Origin of the sequence: Paenibacillus sp. MER 99-2 (assembly GCF_023714095.1) — a bacterium.
GTDB lineage: Bacteria > Bacillota > Bacilli > Paenibacillales > Paenibacillaceae > Paenibacillus.
Window position 1 is genome coordinate 453,216 of sequence record NZ_JAMAUZ010000001.1, and the last position, 24,336, is coordinate 477,551.

The 24,336-nt window shown below is 41.6% G+C and carries 30 protein-coding genes and 2 pseudogenes; 26 read left to right on the forward strand and 6 right to left on the reverse strand.

The window, feature by feature from the left end; all coding sequences use genetic code 11:
• The first annotated feature begins 47 nt into the window (after positions 1 to 47).
• From M3636_RS01985 to M3636_RS02090, 24 genes and pseudogenes are all read left to right on the forward strand, one after another.
• Complete coding sequence (locus M3636_RS01985) at positions 48 to 2,606, forward strand: contractile injection system protein, VgrG/Pvc8 family (protein ID WP_251381145.1); 2,559 nt, start codon at positions 48 to 50, stop codon at positions 2,604 to 2,606.
• 14 nt (positions 2,607 to 2,620) lie between these two features.
• A complete protein-coding gene (locus tag M3636_RS01990) occupies positions 2,621 to 3,046 on the forward strand; it encodes a hypothetical protein (protein WP_251381146.1) in 426 nt (141 codons plus the stop codon).
• Between the two features lie 3 nt (positions 3,047 to 3,049).
• Positions 3,050 to 3,466, forward strand: a complete 417-nt coding sequence (locus M3636_RS01995; RefSeq protein WP_251381147.1) for a hypothetical protein — start codon at positions 3,050 to 3,052, stop codon at positions 3,464 to 3,466.
• A gap of 940 nt (positions 3,467 to 4,406) precedes the next feature.
• Positions 4,407 to 4,971 (forward strand): annotated as a pseudogene (locus tag M3636_RS02000) (HNH endonuclease).
• Between the two features lie 17 nt (positions 4,972 to 4,988).
• Positions 4,989 to 5,455: pseudogene (locus tag M3636_RS02005) on the forward strand (DUF6985 domain-containing protein).
• A 164-nt stretch (positions 5,456 to 5,619) separates the two neighbouring features.
• Complete coding sequence (locus tag M3636_RS29690; RefSeq protein ID WP_353056262.1) at positions 5,620 to 5,775, forward strand: helix-turn-helix domain-containing protein; 156 nt, start codon at positions 5,620 to 5,622, stop codon at positions 5,773 to 5,775.
• Between the two features lie 9 nt (positions 5,776 to 5,784).
• Positions 5,785 to 5,907, forward strand: coding sequence for a hypothetical protein (locus tag M3636_RS29430; protein WP_285858439.1), 123 nt, complete (start codon positions 5,785 to 5,787; stop codon positions 5,905 to 5,907).
• Positions 5,891 to 6,049, forward strand: coding sequence for a hypothetical protein (locus tag M3636_RS02010; protein WP_251381148.1), 159 nt, complete (start codon positions 5,891 to 5,893; stop codon positions 6,047 to 6,049). The genes M3636_RS29430 and M3636_RS02010 overlap by 17 nt, the downstream gene beginning before the upstream one ends.
• A 136-nt stretch (positions 6,050 to 6,185) precedes the next feature.
• Positions 6,186 to 6,566 (forward strand): SMI1/KNR4 family protein, encoded by a 381-nt coding sequence (locus M3636_RS02015; protein ID WP_353056281.1) that lies wholly within the window; start codon positions 6,186 to 6,188, stop codon positions 6,564 to 6,566.
• A gap of 32 nt (positions 6,567 to 6,598) precedes the next feature.
• On the forward strand, positions 6,599 to 6,802 hold the full coding sequence (locus M3636_RS02020) for an SMI1/KNR4 family protein (protein ID WP_251381149.1): 204 nt from the start codon (positions 6,599 to 6,601) through the stop codon (positions 6,800 to 6,802).
• Between the two features lie 99 nt (positions 6,803 to 6,901).
• Positions 6,902 to 7,390 (forward strand): immunity protein YezG family protein, encoded by a 489-nt coding sequence (locus tag M3636_RS02025; RefSeq protein WP_251381150.1) that lies wholly within the window; start codon positions 6,902 to 6,904, stop codon positions 7,388 to 7,390.
• A gap of 265 nt (positions 7,391 to 7,655) precedes the next feature.
• Positions 7,656 to 7,973 (forward strand): hypothetical protein, encoded by a 318-nt coding sequence (locus tag M3636_RS02030; RefSeq protein ID WP_251381151.1) that lies wholly within the window; start codon positions 7,656 to 7,658, stop codon positions 7,971 to 7,973.
• On the forward strand, positions 7,915 to 8,124 hold the full coding sequence (locus M3636_RS02035; protein ID WP_251381152.1) for a hypothetical protein: 210 nt from the start codon (positions 7,915 to 7,917) through the stop codon (positions 8,122 to 8,124). The genes M3636_RS02030 and M3636_RS02035 overlap by 59 nt, the downstream gene beginning before the upstream one ends.
• 23 nt (positions 8,125 to 8,147) lie before the next feature.
• The gene (locus M3636_RS02040; protein ID WP_251381153.1) at positions 8,148 to 9,122 is read left to right on the forward strand and encodes a hypothetical protein; all 975 of its coding nucleotides are present in this window, start codon (positions 8,148 to 8,150) and stop codon (positions 9,120 to 9,122) included.
• A gap of 17 nt (positions 9,123 to 9,139) precedes the next feature.
• Complete coding sequence (locus tag M3636_RS02045; protein WP_251381155.1) at positions 9,140 to 9,595, forward strand: DUF6630 family protein; 456 nt, start codon at positions 9,140 to 9,142, stop codon at positions 9,593 to 9,595.
• A 218-nt stretch (positions 9,596 to 9,813) separates the two neighbouring features.
• Entirely contained in the window at positions 9,814 to 10,257 is a 444-nt protein-coding gene (locus M3636_RS02050) for an SMI1/KNR4 family protein (protein WP_251381157.1), read from the forward strand.
• 228 nt (positions 10,258 to 10,485) lie between these two features.
• A complete protein-coding gene (locus M3636_RS02055) occupies positions 10,486 to 10,989 on the forward strand; it encodes a hypothetical protein (RefSeq protein ID WP_251381158.1) in 504 nt (167 codons plus the stop codon).
• A gap of 82 nt (positions 10,990 to 11,071) precedes the next feature.
• Positions 11,072 to 11,581, forward strand: a complete 510-nt coding sequence (locus M3636_RS02060) for a hypothetical protein (protein WP_251381159.1) — start codon at positions 11,072 to 11,074, stop codon at positions 11,579 to 11,581.
• A gap of 68 nt (positions 11,582 to 11,649) precedes the next feature.
• A complete protein-coding gene (locus M3636_RS02065) occupies positions 11,650 to 12,120 on the forward strand; it encodes a hypothetical protein (protein WP_251381160.1) in 471 nt (156 codons plus the stop codon).
• Positions 12,121 to 12,152: 32 nt separating this feature from the next.
• Positions 12,153 to 12,629, forward strand: a complete 477-nt coding sequence (locus M3636_RS02070; RefSeq protein ID WP_251381162.1) for a hypothetical protein — start codon at positions 12,153 to 12,155, stop codon at positions 12,627 to 12,629.
• 144 nt (positions 12,630 to 12,773) lie between these two features.
• The gene (locus M3636_RS02075) at positions 12,774 to 13,355 is read left to right on the forward strand and encodes a hypothetical protein (RefSeq protein WP_251381163.1); all 582 of its coding nucleotides are present in this window, start codon (positions 12,774 to 12,776) and stop codon (positions 13,353 to 13,355) included.
• 33 nt (positions 13,356 to 13,388) lie between these two features.
• Positions 13,389 to 14,282: a nucleotidyl transferase AbiEii/AbiGii toxin family protein gene (locus M3636_RS02080; protein ID WP_251381164.1), complete on the forward strand. Its 894-nt coding sequence runs from the start codon at positions 13,389 to 13,391 to the stop codon at positions 14,280 to 14,282.
• 170 nt (positions 14,283 to 14,452) lie between these two features.
• Entirely contained in the window at positions 14,453 to 14,887 is a 435-nt protein-coding gene (gene imm48 / locus M3636_RS02085; RefSeq protein WP_056695853.1) for an Imm48 family immunity protein, read from the forward strand.
• 356 nt (positions 14,888 to 15,243) lie between these two features.
• Positions 15,244 to 15,783, forward strand: a complete 540-nt coding sequence (locus tag M3636_RS02090) for an RNA 2'-phosphotransferase (protein ID WP_251381165.1) — start codon at positions 15,244 to 15,246, stop codon at positions 15,781 to 15,783.
• Positions 15,784 to 16,003: 220 nt separating this feature from the next.
• Here M3636_RS02090 and M3636_RS02095 read toward each other — a convergent pair whose 3' ends face one another.
• The 5 genes from M3636_RS02095 to M3636_RS02115 all read right to left on the reverse strand — a co-directional run bounded on the left by M3636_RS02095 (position 16,004) and on the right by M3636_RS02115 (position 20,721).
• A complete protein-coding gene (locus M3636_RS02095) occupies positions 16,004 to 16,861 on the reverse strand; it encodes an SDR family oxidoreductase (protein WP_251381166.1) in 858 nt (285 codons plus the stop codon).
• A gap of 232 nt (positions 16,862 to 17,093) precedes the next feature.
• Positions 17,094 to 17,519, reverse strand: coding sequence for an Rrf2 family transcriptional regulator (locus tag M3636_RS02100; RefSeq protein ID WP_251381167.1), 426 nt, complete (start codon positions 17,517 to 17,519; stop codon positions 17,094 to 17,096).
• 147 nt (positions 17,520 to 17,666) lie between these two features.
• Positions 17,667 to 18,491, reverse strand: coding sequence for a carbohydrate ABC transporter permease (locus tag M3636_RS02105; protein ID WP_251381169.1), 825 nt, complete (start codon positions 18,489 to 18,491; stop codon positions 17,667 to 17,669).
• Complete coding sequence (locus M3636_RS02110) at positions 18,492 to 19,364, reverse strand: carbohydrate ABC transporter permease (RefSeq protein WP_145045791.1); 873 nt, start codon at positions 19,362 to 19,364, stop codon at positions 18,492 to 18,494.
• 55 nt (positions 19,365 to 19,419) lie between these two features.
• Positions 19,420 to 20,721, reverse strand: coding sequence for an ABC transporter substrate-binding protein (locus tag M3636_RS02115; RefSeq protein ID WP_251381170.1), 1,302 nt, complete (start codon positions 20,719 to 20,721; stop codon positions 19,420 to 19,422).
• Between the two features lie 159 nt (positions 20,722 to 20,880).
• Between M3636_RS02115 and M3636_RS02120 the strand changes: the two genes are divergently transcribed.
• Positions 20,881 to 22,773, forward strand: coding sequence for a cache domain-containing sensor histidine kinase (locus M3636_RS02120; RefSeq protein ID WP_251381171.1), 1,893 nt, complete (start codon positions 20,881 to 20,883; stop codon positions 22,771 to 22,773).
• A 1-nt stretch (position 22,774) separates the two neighbouring features.
• Positions 22,775 to 23,584, forward strand: coding sequence for a response regulator transcription factor (locus M3636_RS02125; protein ID WP_251381172.1), 810 nt, complete (start codon positions 22,775 to 22,777; stop codon positions 23,582 to 23,584).
• Here the strand turns inward: M3636_RS02125 and M3636_RS02130 are convergent, their stop codons facing one another.
• Positions 23,585 to 24,214 (reverse strand): YfbR-like 5'-deoxynucleotidase, encoded by a 630-nt coding sequence (locus M3636_RS02130; protein WP_056695875.1) that lies wholly within the window; start codon positions 24,212 to 24,214, stop codon positions 23,585 to 23,587.
• Between the last annotated feature and the right edge of the window lie 122 nt (positions 24,215 to 24,336).

Genomic DNA, 24,336 nt, shown 5'->3' on the forward strand with positions numbered 1-24,336 from the left:
GAGACCTTTTTTCCGTGTGCTGACATTGCTAGGAAAGAAGTGAGACGATGAGTGTAGTGGAAGCGGCAGTGGGTATGGGGAATATCCGATGTATATCTCCATACACGTTGCAGAACATACAACATTTGCGGATCGAGCGGAGTGCAGGAGAACATGCTCGCTTGTATCTACAAGGCATTATTCCAGAGGAACATCAGGATCAGGATCTGAACCGGCTCGCCAAAGATGAGACCGTGTCGTTGGTGGAGATCGGAGAACAGGGGCAGGAAATTCGCAAGCTGTTCCAAGGACTTGTACTGGATGTCAGCATCCGCCGAGTACAAGGGATATACATATTGGAGCTAGAGGCAGTGTCTTATTCGTATCTGCTAGACATTGAACCTCGTATTCGTTCGTTCCAGAACAAGGATCAGGACTGTGAGGACGTCATTCGGCAGGTATTGAAGGTTTATCCGAAATCAGATGTCATTGATTATGTGAGTGGAAGCTCGAAACTGGGAGCCTTGACGCTGCAATATCGAGAGACGGATTGGGCTTTCTTACGCCGACTTGCGTCACGGTTCGGCGCAGCGATTATTCCGGAAATATCAGCTGACTCTCCTAAACTGTATATTGGCGTGCCAGATGGTCGGTATACGGAACTGCCAGATCAAGCGTATACGCTAAGGCGAGATATGAAGGCGTTGAAAGAAGCTTGGTCGGTAGGTGCTACGGGGGTAACGGAGAAAGACTTCACGAGTTATATGATAGATACCCATCGCTGGTTGGCGCTTGGAGATACTGTGCTCTTCCACGAGGAGGAGCTGAAAGTAGCCGCTTGTGTAAGCCAAACGGTAGGAGGGTTGCTTCGACATACGGTTACGCTTAGTCCAGAAAGTGGAATTCGGCAAAATGAAATCAGGAACGATGACATTGCCGGAGCAGCACTAGAAGGCAAAATTATCGGTGTTACCAAAGACACGGTAAAAGTCCATCTGGATGTGGATGCCTCGCAATCGGAAGCGGAAGCAAGCTGGATGCCTTATTCGGCTGTATATGCCGGAGATGGCGGTGGATTCTACAGCATGCCAGAATCCGGCTCGGCTGTTCAAGTGTATTTTGCTAGTGGTCAAGAGAGCGACGCATTCGCGATGGGTTCTGTGCGTCGGGGCAGTCAGCCTTCTCCCAAGACTGCAGATCCAGCAACGAAGAGCTGGGGAACGAATTATGGCAAAGAAATGAAAATGACGGATTCGGAAATGTCTCTCATTGCGACAGAAGGCAGTCTATTCATTACATTGGACGGCGGCGGGGTCACCATTCAGAGTAATAGCGGAATTGTAGCATCCGGTGGGCAGGAGATTACGCTTGAGAGCGAGAAGAAGATAGGGATTGAGGCACAGGAAAGTATTTTCCTACAGTGCGGAGACAGCAGTATGATTCTGGATGGCATGACCGACCTGAAGGGCAGTGAAGTGCTGCTCGATGGCTTAATCAAAATGCCTGTAACCGTGGAGGATCTTGAGCCAGTACCAGAAGCGCCATTTGTGTCTGAGGTACAGGTGGAAGAGGAACCCGAAGAGGAGAAGAAGGGCTTCTGGGGAAAAGTGCTGGATGTAACTCAGACCGTACTGGATGTTGTCGGCATGATCCCGGTGGTGGGTGAGGTCGCTGACCTAGCTAACGCAGCCATCTATGCGGCTCGAGGAGACTATACCAACGCGGCGTTGTCCGCTGCCGCGGCGATCCCGTTCGTAGGCTGGGCAGCAACGGGTGCCAAGTTTGCCATCAAAGGCGCCAAGCTAGTTAAAAAAGCGGGTAAAGTGGTCGACAGCGTCGTAGGTGCAGCTACAAAGATTGCAGATAAGGCAGGTCAAGTTGCGAAGGCCATCGGTGATCTCGCCAATAAAGCTGGCGATGCGATCTCGGGTGCACTCGGTAAAGTCATGACCAAGGCGAAGGGACTTGCTAGTAACTTCAGTCCAGCAGATCTAGCAAACAAGCTCAAAGGCAAGCTGGATGCTCTGATGATGAAGTCGCCGAAGCTTGCGAACGCGCTCACGAAAGCAACTGATTTCACACATGGTCTGATGGCAGATTTGATGTCGGATGCGATGTTCTCTGCCGCAATAGATATGCTTGGTAATTATGCGGATTCGAATATATTATTGTCGGCCATGATGATTGTGGGTAGCACAGGTGGTGGTGGCAAGAAGGGCACTACGAACCCAGAGAAGAAAAAGAAAGCTAAAAAGAAAAAGAAATTAAGAGAACAATACTTAGGCAGAACACCCGGGAAAAAGTCTAGAACCGGGCGTGAAGTAATAGAAAGAATGAAAAATGAGAAACCTCCTAAAATCAGAAAAACACGTAGTGGCAAAATCCAGTATAAGGCGAGCGATGATGCATGGTATGATCTTAGTACAGCAGATATGGCACATCGTAATGATCCCCCTCACACTGATGCAGTTACATGGTGGAACAACGTAGGTAGGTACCATGGAGCGAAATCCAAAGAAGTAAGGGATTGGATGTTAGATTCTAATAACTATGTATTAGATCATTACAGCCTTAATCGATCGGATGGGGCAAAACTGAATCAAAAATATCTACCACCTAAAAAGTAATTGGAGGAAAAAAGTTGGAACTTGATGAGAATCTATATGAACAGATCGTAACATTGTGCAATGAAGGCGATGCTCATGCAGAAGAAGGGGAACTGGATCAAGCTATACGAAAATATTTAACTGCTTTAAATTTGGTGCCTGTTCCGAAGCACGTATGGGAAGCAAGTACATGGATATATACTGCATTAGGTGATGCATATTTTATTAATGAGGAGTATGAGTTTGCAAAAAACAATTACTTTAACGCTCTAAACTGTCCAGACGGGATTTCAAACCCATTAATTTTGTTGAACCTTGGAGAGAGTCTAGTAGAATGTGGAGAAATTAATAGAGCAAAGGAATATCTTTTAAAAGCTTACATGCTAGAAGGGTATGAGATTTTTTCAGAAGAAGATGAAAAATACTATGAGTTGATTAAAGATTCAATCAAAGGAGTGTAGAAAATGGCTCAGTTAGAAGCAAATATTAAAGAAAAATTCGAAGTAATAATTAATGAGAGTAATGAACAATTTCAGAATGGTAAGCAAAAAGAATCTATTGTATTACTTGAAGAGGCATGGGAGCTAATACCAGAACCAAAAGGAATCTATAGTGAAAGTTATCATTTGGTAGAGGATATAATTGATACATTATTTCTTTTGCAAGATTTCAATAAAGCATATGAATGGTCAAAAAAAATATTTATTACAGGTTTCATGCGTTTCGATACAGGAACAAAAGAATTTATTTCGGCAAAAGCAGCTTTTGAATTAGGAAAATTTGATCTAGCCAGAGATTTTTTTAATTTTGCATTTAAAAAGTCTGAAGGCAGATGCTTTGAAGATGAGGATCCTAAATATCTTGAGTTTTTTAAAAGTTAAAAAAATTATTAGTTTTAATTTAGATATTTTAAGTCTAATAAAGACAATTGGTGTTAGTCATCACATCAACATTCTCTGGTTATTTTATTAATCGGAGAATGTTTTTTTAAAATTAAGTAGTGAAATTTATGCAGCACGAGGAGACTATACCAATGCGGCGTTGTCCGCTGCCGCGGCGATCCCGTTCGTAGGCTGGGCAGCAACGGGTGCCAAGTTTGCCATCAAAGGCGCCAAGCTAGTTAAAAAAGCGGGCAAAGTGGTCGACAGTGTCGTAGGGGCAGCCACAAAGATTGCAGATAAGGCAGGTCAAGTTGCGAAGGCCATCGGTGATCTCGCCAATAAAGCTGGCGATGCGATCACGGGTTCACTCGGTAAAGTCATGACCAAGGCGAAGGGACTTGCCAGTAACTTCAGTCCAGCAGATCTAGCGAACAAGCTCAAAGGCAAGCTGGATGCTCTGATGATGAAGTCGCCGAAGCTTGAAAACGGACTTAAAATGGCGGGTGGCATGGCCAAAGGCTTCATGCAGAATCTACTCATGAGTGAAGCGATGAATTATGGCTTGGAACAATTAAGCCAATACGTCGATTCGGATACAATGACTAAAGCCATGATTCTGATGAGTATGCTAAGTGGCAAGTTCAAGAAGAGTCAGAACCAAGGGATTACTTCCAATAATAAAGGTTCTGGTGATAAGGATAAGAGCAATAAAGATAAGGATTCAGGTAACAAGGATAAGGACAAGGATAAACCGAAAGACAAAGATAAGACGAAGGACAAAACAAAAGACAAAACTAAGGATGAACCAAACAAACCTAAACCGAAGGATCAGGAAACGGACAAATCTAAAGGGAAAACGGGAGACAATCCAGAGGATTCGTCATCATCAGACTCTAAGAAGGATAAGGACGGTACCGAGGGTAAGGATAGAACAGATGATATTCCACCTGCATTCAAACAAACTGAGTTTTCAAGTCCGTACGAAGCAAGATATAATTATACTCCTTCCCCAGATAATCGAACAGTTGAATTTAAGGATGTGGACGCGAGAGGGGAATCTCTCTGTACTCTTAAGCCACCACCAGATCCTAAAATAAAGAAAATATTAGATGAAGCTGGTATTAAGGGGATACAATATAAAAATGCTGTTCTTGATTTTTCGCCAGTTGCAAAGGCTCAAATAGAAATTGATTATATGTTAGGTGGAAAGGGAAAATATAGTTGAAAAGCCAGAATAAACAATTTTGCTCAGGCAGATCAAAAATTGGCAGATCAAATTAATAAATCTCCTGAACTAGCAAGCCAATTCGGAATGGTTCCTGGAAAAGTCACTGCGAGGGATATTGATAAATACCGAGATAAAAACAAATTCACATGGCATGAATTAAATGATGGAAAAACAATACAACTCGTGCCGACTATAATAAATAGTAAATTTTCACCTTGGTGGTGTAGGAGAGATAAACGCTGGAGCTTTCGAACCCGGGGGATTTGTAAATAAATAAGTAAAGAGGATTCTAACATGAAAATAAAAGACTCCGTTTTTGGTGAACTTGAATATGACTATGTTTGGTCTAAGGACATGCAGATAAACTTTCTAGGAAAAGAAATTGGAATATCATTTATCGTTAAAGGTGATGAAGACGGTAAATTTGATAATGAACAGTATGTAGCTTATAAACTGCTGATGCAAAATTGGGAGGATGTACAACGAAGCCTTTTACAACCTATATTAGATTATTACAATCAAAAGCGATATGAACTAGGTTATGATACTTCATATAATGAGAACTATCCTCATATTGAAACAACAGACCAGCTCGTTGAGATGATCTCTATGGATGGAATAGTTATACCCATGGCGACATCTATGAAGAGAGAGATATTGGAATACTTTTTAATTGTACATGGGACATCGAAAATGGGCTAGGGCTTCGTCTATTAGATGAAAAGGTGATTGAAGTAGGATATCAGGATGTTGCTATTTAGAAACTACTTTTAACAGATTTATCAATATCGAATAAATGAACCAAGAATCAAACTCAAAAGCTTTTTCGAGCTTTGATATGCTCCTATCATAGTAGACAGTGGAAAAAAAACTACTTCTACTATGATGGGAGTTTTTGTAATGTCTAAACGAAGACGGATTGCGTATGAAACAAAATTCAATTGTAGTGAGTTGCTTACAGCACAAAACCAATCCAAACTTTGAAGCTAAGCAGTTGAAGATTGATCCAAGCACAGTGAGAGATTGGATAAGAAAATATCAAGCAGAGGGAGAAGTAGGATTACGTATATCCAGAGGATGAAAACCTTATATGAAAGAACTACGACTTGCAACCATATCCGATGTACTTCCTAAATATCAAACCACTAAAGAAAAATACATAAAAGAAGATACAAAAAAAGGAGGAGCTCCAAAAGATGACGATGATGGATGAGTTATTTAATGAAATGGAGGCACGACTAACTAAACTAGGCATGTCGACAATGGGTGACAATAAAGTTGATAAGAGAAAAGTTGAAGATATTGAAAAAAGTATTGGATATCTTTACCAGAATTATATAAACATTTTCTGTTGAGGTACGAAGAAGTTGAATTCGAGCAAGAAATTCAATTTAAAACTATTGAAAACACGCCATGGTCTCATGGTGATGGCTTTGAGTCGTTAGCTTCATTTTTTGTTACTTCAGATGGAACAAATAAACTAGAAAAAAAATTGAACAATATTATGAACGAATTCCAACATCAATTTTTCCAATTGCTGATGATTCAGCAGGAAATCTAATATGTATTAGAGTTAAAGATGACGAATATCGAGGAAAAATTTACTTTTGGGATCACAAAAATGAATTGGTTGCAAAGGTGATGTTGGACGAAGATTTGAAAGATGTATCTAGCATTGATAATTATTGGGATAATGTTTATTTAATCGCGGAATCTTTTATTGATTTTATAAGAAGCCTAGAGATGAAAAATGATAATATCGTAGAGGATATTAACTCTAAAATCATTGGCATTAATATGAGTAGTAACTTTATGGAGAAAATGAGGTTAGCAAGAGAAAAATTAGAAGCAAAAGAAAAACGTGAAAAATAAATGTTCCTGCATATAAAGAGAGGTAATGAATCATGAAGAATAATAAGTTTTTTATTGAAGGTCCATTTCCTGGGTTGAATTCAAAAGACATTGAATTGTTTGAAGCAGAGTATGGTATTTCTTTTCCAGATGATCATAAGCAATTTTTAATATCTCATAATGGTGGGAAAACTGGTTCACGCAGAAGATTCACTCCAATCAAAAGCTCATTCCTACTCATAGTAAAGTTGGAATAAGCTTATAAAAGTTATCACCTTATATCTTAGTGAGAAGGAACACTGGTACTCGGTAAAGGCATCGAAGTAACAATAAACAATAAAAGTAGGGACAAATAAATGGAGGAAACACTGAATCATTTATATCGACAGATCGCTGAGACGGTTAATGAAATGATACCTGAGGGTTGGAAAAAGTTTTATTTTTATGCTCAGGTTTCTGACGATGGTGGAGGAACTTACTTTTACTACCAACCAGAAAAAGAGCCTGATAGGTGTGAACATAGTCTTGAGATCCCTTTTAAGTACCAAGTGAACGAAAGAGAATTCAAATTAAATAAAAGAAAACTCCTGTCATTAGCAGAAGAATTGAGAGAATTATTTCAAGAAGAAGGGCAAGAATTATGGTATTCTTTCACGCTAAGTTTAGAAATATCCGGGAGTTTAAAAGTACACTTTGACTATACAAATTGGTTTGATACCAGTTACAGCTTTAGTAACCAACTTATAATTTGGAAGTATAAATATTTAAAAGAATTTCCTCAAGACGTGGATTTACAAAACCTAATAGCTAGATACACTGAGGAATTTCCTGATAATCCAATTTAAGTTAGTATCTTTGGTATAGATCTTTAAAATGGTATGAGTTAGTTGTTGCTTCATTTAATTAGATTTTTCCTTCATAAGAAAATCAGAGAAGTCAACAAGTTGAAAATTCCAAAGGTTATGGTTAATAAAACTTTACCCCACGACTGCGAATGAAAAAATTTAGGCAGGCTTTGGTTAGAATACGGGAGCCTGCCTCTTATAATTGATAGAAACTTGGGTTTGTTGTACATAGTTAATAGAAACGTACTCTAAGATAGTGCAAGTCATGACCAAGGAGAAGAGGCTTACCAGTAACTTCAGTCCAGCAGATCTAGCGAACAAGCTCAAAGGCAAGCTGGATGCTCTGATGATGAAGTCGCCGAAGCTTGCGAACGCGCTCACGAAAGCAACTGATTTCACACATGGTCTGATGGCAGATTTGATGTCGGATGCGATGTTCTCTGCCGCAATAGATATGCTTAGTAATTATGCGGATTCGAATATATTATTGTCGGCCATGATGATTGTGGGTAGCACAGGTGGTAGTGGCAAGAAAAATAAATCAAAAGGAAAAAGCCAGAAACAAATCAAAAAAAGAAGTTGACGCTCGATATGATGGTTTTGAGGAAGCATTTGAACAATTAAAGAAAGATCATCCTGGATTACAGCTTGATTATATTAGAGTAGAGACAGATATAAAGATAACAGATATAGGATTTGGTGTGGATGTGCTTAAAGTAAAAGATTGGAATTAGGTATTCTATGATGGAGGGATATTATGTTGAATATAAAAAAAGTGAATTTGGCATATAAAAGATATCAACAAAATTTTGAAACAGGTACTAAATTTGAAAGAATCAAAGCTAGGTACCTGAACAATAAAAAAGAGGTAATGGAACTAAGTGAACTAAATGATAAAGAAAGAGACCATATACTATTGATTAATGTAGGATCAGTTATTTCTTATTATCTTTCAATTTGGAAGAATGATGTGCTGATATCTCAAAATAATCGAGTAGAAGCTTTAAAGCAAATGCAAATAGCGGTCTATCAGCAATGTATGGCTCAAGATATATACAAAGTTCGTTACCCTCAGATGATGACAGAATACAGATTCAGAGAAGTAGTTATGACGTTAATTCATTTCACGATGTTTGGTTGGAACAGAGAAGAAAATATTCTATTTGAATTTATTGTCGAGCAGTTTGGTGGAAGCATATTAGAAGTGGAGGAATCCAATAAACATACATGGTTTTTACTAGAGCTGTACTTAAAATATAGAAATAAAGAACTATGGGAAAGTAACCATAATTTATCCAAAACAGTAAAAGAGAAATGTTTGAAAGCGAAAGTGAAAAATGATTTAATACCTGACGACTTAGAGGTGTATAATGAAGTTTTAACAAATTGGGAAACTAAAGAATTAAGTGTAATAAAATCTCTAGTAAATGAAATGGTGGAATATCATTCTATTTTAGCATCTGGACTAGGAGAATCTCTTGAATTTGGTGATTTTAGATACGCGTTTTACCCCTATGAAATTCTCTTCTTACTTCATGTACGAAAAAAACAAGGACTACCTAATCCGGAGCACTTTGATGATTTTCTCATGAATACACCTGAAGCCAAAATGAATATACAAGACCCTGAACCGTATCCAGAATTAGACCCACTGCTCATAATGGTAGATGAATTCTATCGTAAGAATTACCCTGAATATATTCCTAATCAACATGGAGAACTATTTCAATAAGAGGGGAGGAATACAATATGGAAGAGGAAGATTTGGTGCCTTTGATTTTCAAAGATCCGGATGACGTTGAACGTATCTTGAATGATCCAGAGGAGTCGCTTGCGTATTTCAGTATGCTGAACTATGGTCTGGAAACCAAAAGATTTTTGTTTTTGGATTACAAGGGAGAAGAGAGCCATGAGATCGTAAACTATATCTTAGATTACGAGTTCAATCACGACATTGAATTGGGAACCCCGGATGAACTGGAAGAGTTGGGAGAGTTCGACTACAAGTATCTTCCGGAGAAGATCAGAGAAGTTAACAAGTTGATCTCTCCAAAGGGATATGGTCTATACACCTATCCGACAACAGGTGATTTCTATGCGCTATTCATTGCTGAACTTGAACACAAGGATGCTTTAACGCAGGTTGATTTATTAGGGGATGAGGATATTCCTGAAAAAGAGCGACATATTCAGTATTATGTCTAATAGTGATTGATAAAAGAAGGCAGGCAGGTTCTGGTTAGAATACGGAGCCTGCCTGTTAGGATTGGTGAATAAAAGAAGAATTTACATAGTTAAAAGGCACTATTCTTTGAGGTGTTTATCGAAGTTGCAATGAATTGTTAACAATGTTAGGTGAAGTTCCGAATATTAAAGCTACGAGAGTCTAAAACATAGATGATTATAATGTGGAGGAATTTAGAATGAATTTTTTAAGAGGCGATGATATCAGGACTTTCTTATTGACCTTAGAAGCAAAGTTATATCCAATGAAACCTTGCAATGACGATGAGATCTCAACATTGAAGAATCTAAGTCCAACCAAAGAACTCCCCTTAACTTATTTGGAATTTATGTACAAAGCAGGTAATGGAGCTAAATTTCTGGCAGGAACAGATTATTCTATGAGGTATATATTAGAGCTTAAGGAATGGGCAGTTGAACTTTTAGAAGAAAATAATTATTCTGAGAAACTAACAGATAATCAGTTTGTATTTATGATGCATCAGGGATATATGTTCTGGTACTTTAATTTGGACGAGGGTGATGATCCGCCAGTGTTTCTTTATGATGAAAGTCTAGATCTAACTGAATTCAAGAAAGTTAGTGATACGTTCTCTGAATTTTTAATTTCGTTGTATGACTGATACTAAATGAAAATTATGGTTTTAATAGAGATTCAATCTTTGATGATATAGGGTTGTATTTGTTTGAATCTTTATCAAAAAAAGGGAAGTACAGAATACATATAGATAATACTTGAGTTTATAGTGTTTATATGTAATGATTTGCAAACTTATTCCATCATCTAAATATGATACTTAAAGAGTACTGGAAAGATTATCATAGAAAGATAAGAAGGCGGGGTTTATTCTATGAAAGAGATTATTGTTAGTCAAGAGTTGTTGAATGAATTTGAGGATATCCATTGGTTTGAAAATTGCGGAAAAATCGAAGCCATGGAATTACTTTGTTCAATACAACAAGTGGAGGATTGGGAGACAGCAGAAGAATTGGATGATAAGGAAGAATGGGAGGCGATAATCTCCAATAGTAGAGATCGTCTTGCGGAATTTATTCTGAGGAAATTAGGATATAGTGTTAGAGATTTTAATGCAGTTGTTGTTGCCGTAAGAGAGTCACAGCAGTATAAAAAGGCTATTGCTACACTTAACGATGTTATTGAAGAGAAGAATATAAAAGATGAATTTGCAGGAACACTAGCCTGGTTATTGCTTAATGCTGGTGTTGAGCGTGCGTTTGGCGAGTTTAAAGGTTGTCCCAGTTTCTTTGGGCAAATGTTACTGGTTCTTAGATCAGGGCACTGTCCATGCGGATGGAAGGGAAGATGGCCAAAAGGTACATTGTACATTTACTAAACTATTTAAATCATAAAAACTTATTTCGGTTTCATAATTATAATACATGATGATTATTCCACAATAAATCGTGAGGTTCTCCATGAACAAATATATGTCTTCTGTTACCAAAAAGGTAGACTACTATTTTAGCCAACAAGAAATTGCAAATATCATTTATCTACAGGATGAAGAGGATCATGAACGATTAGACCAGGTTGTTTTCCTTGAAAAAAGTGATGGTAATGTCATAGGTATATACATCAGGGGAATGAATCCGTTAATTTCGGCAAATCGAATAAATGATGTGGATGATTTTAATTTGTACGCTACATACGAAGGACTACTCGAATGCAAAGAAAAGCTGACCTTCAAAATCGAATACATAGGTTTGGTTTTCGGTTCTCAATACAACGAATTACTGGGATTATATTTATCGAATGATGAAGCGTCTGAATCTATATTTATGTTATTTTTGCAGGATGAGATCCTTGTGGAACAGGGATGTAGTAAGGCTTACGCAACCAGGATGCTTGATGAACGATTTTCGGCAAATGGGTATGTTACATATATTAAAGAGAGTGAAAAAGACTGGACTCCATCTTGCATGTAGATTCGAATTGCATCAGGGGAATGTTTTGTCACATAGATAAAAATTGAATGGATAAGGAGGATAACGCTATGAACAGCTTAATAATGAAACATTGGTCTGCCGAACAACGTGAGTTGCCGGGGCTGAATTGTATTGCTTTCTCCAATGGGAACATCATCATGTTAAATGTCGAGACGTATTACGACCCGAACAACAATGAGCGCAGAATATACTGTTCTCCCCTGTGTGATACTACGATTGAGAGTGTGGAGAAATATAACGCTGATTGCTGGACTATGGTTGACCCATGGGCGAGTATTGATTATCAAGGTGGGAAAATCTATGGCGGAGACGGACAAATGGGAAATGAAGGCTTCATTGCTTGCACGGATGCAAACGCCAATATGGTGTGGGGAATTTTTTTTGATGCAACCAATCCTATTAAACAGTTAAGTATTCAAGACACAACATTAATAGCCGTTAATGAACATGAAGATATGAGGATTGAAATTAGTTTGCATAATCTTGTGGATATTCAGATGTCATATATTAAGTATTAAGTAAGTACTAACTTAGATTAGGAGATTAAGTTATGAACCTGCAACTTAAAAGAATCATAGATCAAGTTAAAGAAGCGTTGGCGCAGGATCATGACAGTATAATCTATGGTCAACTAAATTCAGGTATAAGATACATCCCTTCCGATGGCTCCCACTTGAGACAATACTATGAGTTTCTTGGAAGGAGTAACGGTGCCCGTTGTGGTGTGATTGATCTATGGTCATATGAGGAACTGAACAAGAATCAATATCGCATGACCAGTTGGATGAATGATGTGAGTGACTGGCTTGAGGTTGGGCAAATATTATATGAGCCAGTAGTAATTAACCGAAGCTCGGGTTTGTTATACATTCTGAAAGATGAAGAGGAATTAGAAGAAGACAAGAACATGGGGGAGTGGGATAATTTCCTATTCAACTATGTATTTGGCGAAAAGTATAGAAGTTTTGCACCGGTTGTTGATGCGGATGATTGGTGGCTACTTCTAAAGAGGCTTCAATATGTTTAGTCAGGAAATAAAGAAAACTGAAACAAATCTAGCAAAATACCGATGTATAATTTAGGAAGTTTTCCAGAGAATTGTGAGTATATTAGTACACCTAACATCCTTACAACGATCAAAACATCATAAGAAACGACAGGGAGTGAGCACATGGAATTTGAGTTTCATATTACAGTGAATGATCTAAGTCTTGAAGAGAAGGCAAGTTTTATTGAACGTTGCCAGATAGAGCAGGTTAAACCAGTGATGATTGTGTTAGATCATGGGGATTACATTCATCAACCGATGATTACAGGCGTAATACATAGTACGAATTTTGATGAAGTACACAGTACGATTAAACAGATGGCAGCAAGGTTCCAACATAGGGGGTTTACGGTTGTGCGAACCAAGGTAGAGGTTCCAGCGAAGGAGGAGACGTACTTTCATCAGCGGATGGTAGCTAACTCCACCCCCTATTTTGAATGGCACGGTAAAGTGAACGTAGATGATGTGAATCATTTAAAAGCATTATGCGAAGGTAACGGTGGACATATATCAAGAAACTCGCTTAATGCAAATGGCAAAATACGATTTGTAACGGTCAGAGAATATAACAGTTCTGAACAGTTCTACAACACAGTGAAGCAGATACATCATATCCTGCAACACAACGGAATCGAGCTCATCAAGGAACAGTACGAATTATGTGTCTATGACAGTAGAGAAGAACTGGATCGTGGCTGGATCTAATCACACATACATATAGGGAAAGAAGGAATTGAGATGTCTGAAGTGAAGCATTTACACCAGTTCAGCTGGGGAGAGAAATTAATTATTGCGTTAGAGGCACTGCTACGAAGAGCATCTCATGTAGGTATGCCATTTGTATTGAAAGGCAGCTTGTTAACGAGACAATATCTAAGCAACCGAGATATTCGGGATGCGGAGGATATCGACTTTTTGTACATGGGGAAGGTCGAGGATGATCAGCAGGCCAAGAAACTTTTTACCGACTGGATGATCCAGGTCACGGAGCTTGATCTGAACGATGGTGTCATGTTTAGAAGTTTTCGAGAGAACGCCTTTTGGAGAAGAATTGATTACGCGATGGCGGATGACTTTCCAACGATTAATACCGATCTAGCTTATTATTTCACGAGTGAACCTAGACAGGGAGATACTTATGAAGAGGAGTTATTTCTCGATATCTCATTTAACCTGGATATGGAGGTTGCGCCGATCCCAATCACGTACCAACCGCTTATGGGAGAGCCTTTTGTTGTTCCGTATACTGTTCCATTATCGATTCAAGTTGCGTGGAAGCTGCATCAGACGATTGTTAGACCCCGGTTCAAAGACCTATACGATCTGAGCTTCTTGTTAACGCATCCCACGTATGACAAGCAGACGCTGCAACAAACGTTACAGACGCTAGTCAACGAATGTCATATCGATCCATCCATAACGGATGCAGCGATCAAGAAGGTGCTGGTGGATGATCTGGTTGACCTAAGAGTAGAGTTATCCGAGTATGATCTGCGAGATTATGCGGGAAGTCTGAACACAGACTATTATTATTCAGAGTTTGCGACGAAGCTGCGTGAGATCATGAACCAGGCGGGTATTAACATTCATGCTTACGAAAATCTTCCTAGTCCTACCATTCATAAAAAATAGTTAATTGCTCATGATATGGAATGAACCTTGTTCGCCCTTGCCCTTTTATTCCAGTTCATAGCATCTATCGAGCATATTCATAGATTTGAACTGAACGCCCTATCTCGTTACAATAGGGGCAAGTGATTCATAGAATGGATCCAAACTGGTTCAGAAATGGAGAATTACCTATGACTGATTTTATTAACGCTGACGATATTAATGATGTAATTTTGGCTGCTGCAGCGAACGAGCTGGAGGAGATGGTGAATCGAATCTGCGAGCTGATTGGCACGCCGTTGGAGCAGACGACAGAACTGGAACGACAAGTTATTGCTGCTTTTGGATTCGGCGCTGTATATGGCATCACTCATCGGGATCAGCTTCGAGAGCCGCAGGCACATGCCCTAAGTATTCGAATGCTGATTAAGCCGTTTCTTTATAGTGAACAACAGGCAGTAGACTTTGCCGACGACCTCATTCGAGTGGCTTCAGATCGTGAGGCTCATCCAGTCATGAATACAATTATTCATCGAGGTATTGATGGTCACTACCAATTTACACAGGATGATAACGAGGGACTTGCACGGAATATACAAGAGATTTTAACGGCTGTACGCTCCTAAAGGGGTATTTTTGTTACGAAGAAGATATGTTTAACTATATAGATTAAACAATAAATTTACACAAGAACGGAGAGGACAGAAATAACGTGAAGAAGCGAAGCGTTCGCCTAAAAGCTTTCTGAAAGAAAGCTACTTCGGAAGCATACGCTATCCCCGGATTTTCCCCTATGGGAAGGGAATAAAAAAATCTGGGGATAACAGCGATCGGAAGGTTATTCTGTCATCGGAGTGGTCCGTGTAAATATTTTTAGTTCAATCTATATAGTTTTACTAACCTTAAGTTTTTTCTGTTATCAGAGTGGTTAGTGGAAACCTTCTTACATCGAACCTATTAACCTACTTAGGAGTTGATTGCGATGGATCTGATGAAGTTGAGTAAAGAACTCTCTTATGCGTTGCGTCACGCTCCGTGGGAATATGAGCTGGAGCTAGACGAAGAGGGCTGGGTGGAGATCTCACAATTGCTTGTGGCGCTGCATGAGAGCCCACAGTGGAAACATGTGACGGAAGCGGATCTAGAGAAGATGATTGCAGTCTCGGAGAAAAAGCGACATGAGATTCAAGCTGGTCGGATTCGTGCCTTATATGGACATTCGACTCCGCACAAGATTGCGAAATTACCTGCAACTCCACCAAAGACGCTCTACCACGGCACGCCTTTGCGTGCAGTAGATTCCATTATGGAGCAGGGTTTACAACCAAGACAACGGCAATACGTACATTTATCCGCAGATATGGAAACTGCCACTCAGGTGGGACGCAGGCGGGATGACCAGCCTATTATTTTGACAATCGACGCTGCTAAGGCTGCCCAAGATGGAATACGGTTCTATCATGGAAATGAGAATATTTGGCTGGCTGATTATATTCCTGTACAGTACATTCAGCAACCATGAGATGAGTATAAGAAAGAGCATCAGTAAAGATACAAACGATACCAATATCGATCTATGATCAGGTTCGGTCTCACAGAGGATGCTCACTATAATCGATTGTTATTATACAAAAAGGGACACATCCAACATGGAGTTGGTGTGTCCCTTTCTCGTACGATCATGACATTCCTTGATAGAATCGATGTCGGTGAAACTAATCAGCTCAACGGCTCATCAGATCTTATTGACCAACAATGGCTTGAATGCCTTCACGAAGTGGCTGAGCTGGACGTCCAAGCAATTGTTCGAGTGTGTTGCTCTCTACTGCAAGTGCGCCATCTTTAATTGCAGCTTGCATATCCACTAGCATGGATACGATAAAGTCTGGTAGACCTGCGCCTTTCATGATTTCAGCATAAGCAGCACCGTCTACGTTCTGAACGGGGATGTCCTTGCCCAGTACTTCACCAGCGATGGCAGCAAGTTCAGCTTGAGTTAGAAGTTTACCAGACAGTTCATAGACTGTGTTCTCATGACCTTCACCTGTAAGCACAGCAGCGGCAGCATGTGCGTAGTCACGACGGGTAGCCCAGCCTACCTGGCTGGAATCCGTAGCATGAACCCAAGGTGCGCCTTGAATCGCAGCTTGAATACTGCCAGCTTCATTTTCCAAGTACCAGTTATTGCGTAGGAAGGAATAAGGGATGCCTGTCTCCAGAATCGCACTCTCTGTTGCACGGTGTACTTCTGCGAGAGAAAGTGAGCTCTGTCCTGCATTGACAACACTCGTGTAGGCGATAAAGCCAACTCCAGCTTGCTTCGCTGCACTTACGGCAGCCTTGTGCTGACGAATACGCGTTTCGTTATCTGCATCAGCAGAGATCAAGAGCAGACGATCTACACCGGCAAAGGCTTGTGCCAATGTTTCCGGTTGATCAAAATCACCATGACGCACGTCGACACCTTGGGAGCGTAGGTGCTCTGCTTTTTCTGGATTACGAACACTTACTGCAAGATCTGAAGCCGGAACGGATTGTAGCAAAGCTTCTACAACGAGTGAACCGAGATGTCCTGTTGCGCCAGTAATTAAAATTGTCATTGTTAATTCCTCCAATAGGTATGTTTTAGAATCATAGGGAAATGCCTAAGTAGATGCGTTAATATAACTTTCCTGATGTAAAAGTATTGATGTAACCATATACGTTATAACAGGTGTGATTACAACGAAGGGATAAAAAAAGCTCAACCCTGAGCTTTTTTTATGTTCACCGGAATAGCCAGTTCTCTTCACCGAACCAATCGAAAAATCGAAACGAAGTACAGTGACTGGGCTATGCATCTGGTTGAACCTGATCCATCAACTGCTGAATTGTTACACGCTTCAACCGTTCCTCCATGGCAAGCTGAGCCTCTACCAGTTCGGCACGCAATGTATGCTCAATCATGCTACCTACCGAACAGGCTGGATTCGGATGTTTGTGAAAGTTAAACAGCTGACCGTCCTCCACGACATCAAGCGCATGATAGATATCCAACAACGTGATCTCCGCAGGCGGCTTGAGAAGATACGCACCACCAACGCCAGGTCTGACATCAATCAAGCCTGCTTTCTTCAGCGTGGACATGATCCGGCGAATGATGACGGGATTGGTATTGACACTTCTAGCTATAAAATCTCCGGTGCACTCTGTAGGTACAACGGCAATCAGAGATAATGTATGAACTGCAATGGAGAAACGACTGCTGATTTGTTTCATTGTTAATCACCACCGTTGTAACCATAATAGTTACAAAATGCGCCGAAGTCAAATGAAATTTTTACGTTGTCCTCCACAGCATGTGTTTGATTCATGTTAGCTGAACTCCATTTTCCATCTTGCGTATCCTTATGAAATCCTGCCATATCACCCTTTGACAGCTCCGGAAGTGAGCCCGCCTACAATATACTTTTGCCCAATGAGGAACACAATTAACACTGGCAGTGACGTAAGTACAATATCCGCACTAACTAGATTCCACTGTGCACTGAACTGTCCGAAGAAATTATATACAGCCAGCGTCATAGGCCACATCTCGACCGTATTGAGCATGTAGAGCGGAGCGGTGAATTCATTCCATACACTGAGGAAATTCAACACAAATACCGTAACCAGCACGGAGGTGAGCAGGGGGACAATGACTTTTAAGAAAAGCTTGATCCCGTTGCATCCATCCATGATGGCAGCCTCGTCTAACTCTCTTGGAATATTCGATACAAACGCAAACGTAATGAACAGGGAGATGGGAATGCCCATCGCTGTGTAGAGCAGAATCATACCCATGTGTGAATTAATCATGCCTAGCGTCTTCATCACTTCCATCAATGGAATATAGTTCAGAGGCAATGTAATGCCTAGAATGAGGAAGAAGTATAGGAACTTACTCCACCGGGAGTGATTCCGAGATAGCGTGAAGGCCGAGAAGGCCACGACAAATACGAGTAAAAGGGAGGATGCTCCCGCATGTAACAGACTGTTGAAGAAGGAGCTACCCAGATGTCCTTGCTCATATACAATTTTATAATTTTCAAAAATAAACGTCTCTGGAAGTGTTAGTTTCAACACCTTAGCTTCTGCATCAGACTTGAACGAGTTCAGGACGATGACGGCAAAAGGAATCAACACAACAAGGCTAAGGATCCATGCCAGCACGTTCAGACATAGGGAAACAAGTCGTTTCTTCAAGCGCATCTAGAATTCCACCTTTCGGTTCATCAAGCGAATAATGAAGAAGGAGATGATCGCCATAATGACAAACAAGATGGTGGATAGTGCACTACCGAGTCCCCAATACCCTTTGGCAAAAGACGAATATACTGCTGTGTTAATTACATCTGTTGCATTACCCGGCCCGCCGTTGGTGAGCACGTAAACAGCATCGAATACCCGCAAGCCATACGTAATATTTAATACCGTTGCAATGGTGATGGTAGGCATCAGCATCGGCAGGGTGATCTTGAACAGCTTCTGCCAGAAACCTGCGCCGTCAATGGATGCCGCTTCGTAATAATCACGGGGAATGGCGAGCAATCCCGCAATAAACAGCACCATAATATAGCCCATGCCTTTCCACGTATCCACAGCCATAATGGACGGCATCGCCCATGTCAGTGAGCCGAGCCAGTTCTGCGCGAGAAAATCGAGTCCGAGTGACCGCAGAGTAACGTTAACGAAGCCATTGTTTGGATCAAGCAGACTCTTGAATACTAGACCAATGATGAGGAAGGACAGCACCTGCGGTGAGAAAATAATCATCCGATGCAGATTGGCTGCCTTTACACCACTAACGAGTAGCAAGGCGAGAAATAGGCCCAATACCGTTTTGGCAATCGATGTAACTAACGTAAATAACACTGTGTTTTTGATAAAAAGCAGATAGGTTGGATCACCCGCCAGAATGGTGCGAAAATGCTCCAGTCCAACAAAGTTCTTCTCCGAGCTATAGCTGTTCCAGTCGGTGAAGGAATAATATATACCCAGCAGGGCGGGAGCGACGATGAATAGGAGGTACAGCACAATCGCTCCGGATGAGAAGTACCAAGGATAAATTTTGTTCGCATTCATAACATGTAACACCTGTCCTTCCTGCCGCGTGCTTCACTGTAGTGACACGACACAACTACTGCCATGCCTCATCTTTCAACACTTTGGCTTGTTCCGCCCGACGTTTATCGATATTCTGCAAAATTTGATCAGGAGTCATCGCACCTGCAAACATACCCGAGATATCTTTGCCGATATCCATCCATTGAGGATCGATATACTTCACGGCTGCTTGCATAACTGTGCCCTTTTCATGATTTTTCTCATAGTCGATATAATCTTGCGTCAGCTTAGGTTCAATCTCCGGCCAGCAGATGGTCAGATTGCCCTCGCCTCCGTCAAATACACGTTGTAGATTGTCATGCTCCGTAATCCAGCGGAAGAATTTCAGCACTTCTTCAGGATGCTTGCTGTTTTTGTTGCCAAACATCGCTGCGGAACCACCTGGATTGACACCAATCGTTTGGTTATCACCCCAAGGCATGACGAAGAATCCCATATTGTCTTCCATGGCAGGGTATGCTTCGGAAACTTCTTTTTCAGTACCAGGCACACGCAGCAGCATTGCTGCTTTTTCCTGACCGAAGGCTTCGATACCAGCTTCAACGGTGTTGGACAAGAAGTCCTTGCCGAAATAGCCGAGATCCGCGAATTCTTTTAATTGCTCAATAACGGTCTTTAACTGCGTCAGATCTGCGACCTTCATCTCATTGTTGTTCAGCTTCTCATAAGTTCCCGGTGTCGTATGTTCATAGTTAGGCCCTGTCTCGAACAGGGGGAGTACCTGATACCATCCGCTTGCTGGTGCTTGATAGAATGGGATGATATCTTGAGCCTTAATTTTCTCGCTAATGGCTTTAAACTCGGCGTATGTGGTTGGGGGCTCGATGCCCAGCTCATTAAATATCCGTTTGTTATAGTACACATACCAGATTTTTGATGGAGCGAATGAAACGCCGTAAACTTTATCGTTATGGCTGACGGTTGGCAGAATCTCTTCGGACATTCGTCCGGCAAATTCCTCATTGGTCAGGTCAATCGCATTCTCTTCAGGTCGCACATTAGCTGGCATGCTAAGTGGGTCTACATCCACATTGAAGATATCCGGTGCTTCACCAGAAGCGAGTTTTACTTTGATCAGATCACGCCACTGGGCATCAGGTACCACCTGGAAGTCAATTTTCACACCCGTTTCTTGTTCATATTCCTTCGCCATCGTTTGCATAATCCCGGTGCGTGGAATACCACTTTGGCTGGTTCCAAACGTAAGGGTTACCTTAGCTGAACCTTCCGATGTTTTAGCTGAGTTACAGCCAGCTAGCAGCAATCCAGATACGAGTAACAAGCTAGCTATTGATACCAAAAATCTTTTTTTCATCATTGAACCTCCTGGAAGAATAAGATATGATGTCTTGCAGTACAACGTAATGTAAGCGTATTCTTATGTGTTCAACATTACGCTGATTGAGGAATGGGCTCAATAGACAAAAGCGGTCTGTTGGGTGGACATTTTCGAACCCGTAGATTGAGGTGTAAGATGATTCGATACCGTTTTCGAACTCTGCAGCAAAGCTTGTTTATGTATTACTCGGCGGTCTTTATTGTGTTTGCGCTCATTGTGGCAGGGCTGTTGTACGTCTTTCTGGCCAATGATATTCGCAGTCGCAGCGAAGAACAGCAGAAGCAGCTCGGTGCATCCCTTGTGAGTAATCTAGATCAGGAAGTAGTCAAGATGAACAATTTCTCGATGAATATCGTCTATTCCAATCTCGTTAAGGAGCACTTTAGTCACTACTTGTCTCCTGCGGAAGGAAGCGAGCAGGGGCTTGCGGCAGATCCAGCATTTTACAAAGATACAACCACGCTAATCGACGTCATATTAGCCATCATTAGCAGCTCGAATACAGCCAAGCAGGCTAACATCTATGATGTGAATGGCAAAATGCTGGGGGCGGGTGCTTTTAACGGACAGATGAATGTCGACTTAACGCAGAGACCTTGGTACAACGAAACCTGGAATCGCAATGGCTGGCGAGTTATCACGATGTTAGATGGGGGAAATCTACCTATGCCTACAGGTGAAGGAGAGTCGGATAATCGATATATCTCGCTTACACGTGTATACAAGAACGGGAATTACGTTAGCCAGGGCGTCGTCGAAATTTTGCAGGATGCTCAGACGATGTTCAACTATTTACATGAAATACAGGCTGGCAATGAAGAGCTGCATATTGATGTAATCGATGAGCGAGGATCATTACTCTACCCCTTCTCCCGCTCTTCTTCGGAGGATGCTGAGGCAACAATGATGATTACTCCAGAGGATCTGGCTATGATTCGCACGGGGCAGTACCCACCAGGGGAAATGCAAGAGGTCGTCCACACGGACGGCAAATCTCCTCAGATGATGACATACATGACCTCAGCCGAAACGGGCTGGACAGTGATTGTGACACAATCGAAGCAATCGTTGTTCGTGAGCCTGAACCGGATGGCTACGCTATTTATAGGCGCTACGTTAGGCATGTTATTGCTCATTCTAGTGTTATCATATCTGATCTCCAAAAGGGTGACGTTACCCCTTCATCGGCTACAGCGGATCATTCAGAAGATCGGTGTACAAGACCTCGCCACAGGCCAGGACTCGGGTCATTTGTTCAAGTTGGATCATCCAAGCTCCATCCGCGAGATGGATGAACTGAATGATACATTTGTGCGTTTGAATCAACAGCTTATGCAGTCCTTCCAGGACGTGCTTGCTCTCAAATCACAGGAGACGGATACACGTCTATTCGCATTGCAATCCCAGATGAATCCTCACTTTTTGTACAATAACATCACGAATATCAGCATCATGGCCGAAGAGGGCATGAATGAACAGATTGTTGCTTTTTGTGGACATATTACAGCGATGCTTCGTTACATCTCAGCACCTAACCCTGAAGGGGTGACTTTATCAGAGGAGATGAATTATTGCGAGCGATATTTGGAGTGTATGAAAATTCGGTTTGAAGAGGATCTGCATTATACGTTTCATATTCCAGAGGCCATGCACCATATACGTATTCCTATGCTGCTGATCCAGCCCTTACTGGAGAACACCATCAAATACGGACTTGGCGATTCACCTCCATGGAAACTGTATGTTGGAGGAGAGTTGAACGAAGCGGAAGAAACCTGGCGGATCATCGTTGAAGACAACGGACCGGGCATGGAGCCAGAGGTATTAACATCCATACAAGCGTATATTGCATCTTCAGAGGAGTGGGAGCGTATTCCTGATCTTGCGATTAACGGCATGGGGCTGAGAAATATTTGGATACGACTGAAGTTGTGGTACGGCTCTAAGGCACAGATGCACATCGAAAATAGGCTTAACGGCGGGGTCAGAATTACCGTGGGTGGTTCTATTCGAAAGGAGCGTGGCTGAAATGACGGTTAACTACAGAACCATTATTGTGGAGGATGAGGCACTGATCCGCCGTAACGTGTCGCGGAAGTTCAGTGAGCTGGGTACACGATTCGAGGTGATTGGCGAAGCGAGGAACGGGCAGGAGGCACTGCAACTGATCGAACAGACGGTTCCTGATCTTGTCGTCACCGATATTCAGATGCCCGTGATGAATGGATTAGAACTGGCGAAGCATCTGTATTTTGCCTATCCACAAGTGAAAATTGTAATCCTGAGCGGCCATCATGAGTTTGAGTATGCGCGTCAGGCGATTAGCTATAAAGTGGAGGATTATTTGCTCAAACCGATCTCAGAAGACCAGATTCGTGGACTGCTGGATGCAATGGAGCTCAAGCTTGGGAATGTGGTTGATTCTCTCACGCATGTGAGTGCGGCTGTGGAGGAGCAGAGGAAGCCAGAGGATATCGCAGAGGCGGTCAAACTGTATGTGAAGCAGCATTATATGCATGAGATCAGCCTTCAGGATATGGCGGGACAGATGCACTTTAGCGTGGATTATCTAGGTAAGTGTTTCAAAAAAGTGACGGGCGAAACTCCGCTCAAATATATGACAGGGCTACGAATTAACGAAGCGAAGCGTATGCTGGTTGCGCATCAGAACCTGGACATTCAATCGATAGGAAAAGCCGTTGGCTACGCGGACTCTCATTATTTCAGCCGAATTTTCAAAAATAAAACAGGGGTATATCCGAGTGAATATCGGCAACAGTGTACAGAACGAAAAAAAGCTCTGTCCCTGGATCATGAGAGCCATGGCGACTTGAGCTGATTATTCGGCGAGTGCCTCTTCAGTTATTTTGCGAATATCAATCGGGGAACGGATGCCTTCCTGAATAATGTCGGGGAGGATGTGATGGAGGAAATAGTGAACACAATGAAGGTCAATGTTCTTGATTTTGATCAGGGCATAACGATACATTACAATGAATTCTTTCTCCGTATTTCCCCGTTGTAATTCTGCAAAGGCTTCATACACCTGATCCATCTTGTCGGCAACTTCAAGAATAAGTCCTTCCACAGATTGATCTTTACCTTCACGCAGTTGACGGCGGAATATGGCTTGGAACTCTTCGGGAATGTTCTCGTTAATAAAATGCTCAACCATACCTTCCTCGACTTGCTGTAACATCGCACGAAGCTCAAGTGAATAATGCTTGACCGGAGTTTTGATATCTCCGATGAAAATCTCGCCGTAATCATGGCTGCTGGTGATCTCGTAAAGCTTTTTCCAATCAATCGCTACGCCGTTCTGCTCTTCAATATCCGCGAGCGTTTTGGCGTATTGCACGACTTTCCATGAATGTGCGGACACGCTGTGTTCCTCAAACTTGAATTTGCCTGGCGTACGGATAATGCGTTCTAGATCATTGAGTGATCTGAAGTACGTGTGTATTCCCATATAAGCGATCATCCTTTGGTCATTAGTTATGTTAAGGCATGGTTCGACTATACGACTAATATGTAAACGGTGGATTAACGCTGAGGGTGTGAAAGGTAAAAGGTCATAAGGTAAATAAAGTC

Bases quoted from the DNA above. Each gene is read 5' to 3' on its own strand.
- M3636_RS01985 (WP_251381145.1), top strand. From the start codon at position 48: ATGAGTGTAGTGGAAGCGGCAGTGGGTATGGGGAATATCCGATGTATA.
- M3636_RS01995 (WP_251381147.1), top strand. From the start codon at position 3,050: ATGGCTCAGTTAGAAGCAAATATTAAAGAAAAATTCGAAGTAATAATT.
- M3636_RS29690 (WP_353056262.1), top strand. From the start codon at position 5,620: ATGAAACAAAATTCAATTGTAGTGAGTTGCTTACAGCACAAAACCAAT.
- M3636_RS29430 (WP_285858439.1), top strand. From the start codon at position 5,785: ATGAAAGAACTACGACTTGCAACCATATCCGATGTACTTCCTAAATAT.
- M3636_RS02010 (WP_251381148.1), top strand. From the start codon at position 5,891: ATGACGATGATGGATGAGTTATTTAATGAAATGGAGGCACGACTAACT.
- M3636_RS02020 (WP_251381149.1), top strand. From the start codon at position 6,599: ATGAAGAATAATAAGTTTTTTATTGAAGGTCCATTTCCTGGGTTGAAT.
- M3636_RS02025 (WP_251381150.1), top strand. From the start codon at position 6,902: ATGGAGGAAACACTGAATCATTTATATCGACAGATCGCTGAGACGGTT.
- M3636_RS02030 (WP_251381151.1), top strand. From the start codon at position 7,656: ATGACCAAGGAGAAGAGGCTTACCAGTAACTTCAGTCCAGCAGATCTA.
- M3636_RS02040 (WP_251381153.1), top strand. From the start codon at position 8,148: ATGTTGAATATAAAAAAAGTGAATTTGGCATATAAAAGATATCAACAA.
- M3636_RS02045 (WP_251381155.1), top strand. From the start codon at position 9,140: ATGGAAGAGGAAGATTTGGTGCCTTTGATTTTCAAAGATCCGGATGAC.
- M3636_RS02050 (WP_251381157.1), top strand. From the start codon at position 9,814: ATGAATTTTTTAAGAGGCGATGATATCAGGACTTTCTTATTGACCTTA.
- M3636_RS02055 (WP_251381158.1), top strand. From the start codon at position 10,486: ATGAAAGAGATTATTGTTAGTCAAGAGTTGTTGAATGAATTTGAGGAT.
- M3636_RS02060 (WP_251381159.1), top strand. From the start codon at position 11,072: ATGAACAAATATATGTCTTCTGTTACCAAAAAGGTAGACTACTATTTT.
- M3636_RS02065 (WP_251381160.1), top strand. From the start codon at position 11,650: ATGAACAGCTTAATAATGAAACATTGGTCTGCCGAACAACGTGAGTTG.
- M3636_RS02070 (WP_251381162.1), top strand. From the start codon at position 12,153: ATGAACCTGCAACTTAAAAGAATCATAGATCAAGTTAAAGAAGCGTTG.
- M3636_RS02075 (WP_251381163.1), top strand. From the start codon at position 12,774: ATGGAATTTGAGTTTCATATTACAGTGAATGATCTAAGTCTTGAAGAG.
- M3636_RS02080 (WP_251381164.1), top strand. From the start codon at position 13,389: ATGTCTGAAGTGAAGCATTTACACCAGTTCAGCTGGGGAGAGAAATTA.
- imm48 (WP_056695853.1), top strand. From the start codon at position 14,453: ATGACTGATTTTATTAACGCTGACGATATTAATGATGTAATTTTGGCT.
- M3636_RS02090 (WP_251381165.1), top strand. From the start codon at position 15,244: ATGGATCTGATGAAGTTGAGTAAAGAACTCTCTTATGCGTTGCGTCAC.
- M3636_RS02095 (WP_251381166.1), bottom strand. From the start codon at position 16,861: ATGACAATTTTAATTACTGGCGCAACAGGACATCTCGGTTCACTCGTT.
- M3636_RS02100 (WP_251381167.1), bottom strand. From the start codon at position 17,519: ATGAAACAAATCAGCAGTCGTTTCTCCATTGCAGTTCATACATTATCT.
- M3636_RS02105 (WP_251381169.1), bottom strand. From the start codon at position 18,491: ATGCGCTTGAAGAAACGACTTGTTTCCCTATGTCTGAACGTGCTGGCA.
- M3636_RS02110 (WP_145045791.1), bottom strand. From the start codon at position 19,364: ATGAATGCGAACAAAATTTATCCTTGGTACTTCTCATCCGGAGCGATT.
- M3636_RS02115 (WP_251381170.1), bottom strand. From the start codon at position 20,721: ATGAAAAAAAGATTTTTGGTATCAATAGCTAGCTTGTTACTCGTATCT.
- M3636_RS02120 (WP_251381171.1), top strand. From the start codon at position 20,881: ATGATTCGATACCGTTTTCGAACTCTGCAGCAAAGCTTGTTTATGTAT.
- M3636_RS02125 (WP_251381172.1), top strand. From the start codon at position 22,775: ATGACGGTTAACTACAGAACCATTATTGTGGAGGATGAGGCACTGATC.
- M3636_RS02130 (WP_056695875.1), bottom strand. From the start codon at position 24,214: ATGGGAATACACACGTACTTCAGATCACTCAATGATCTAGAACGCATT.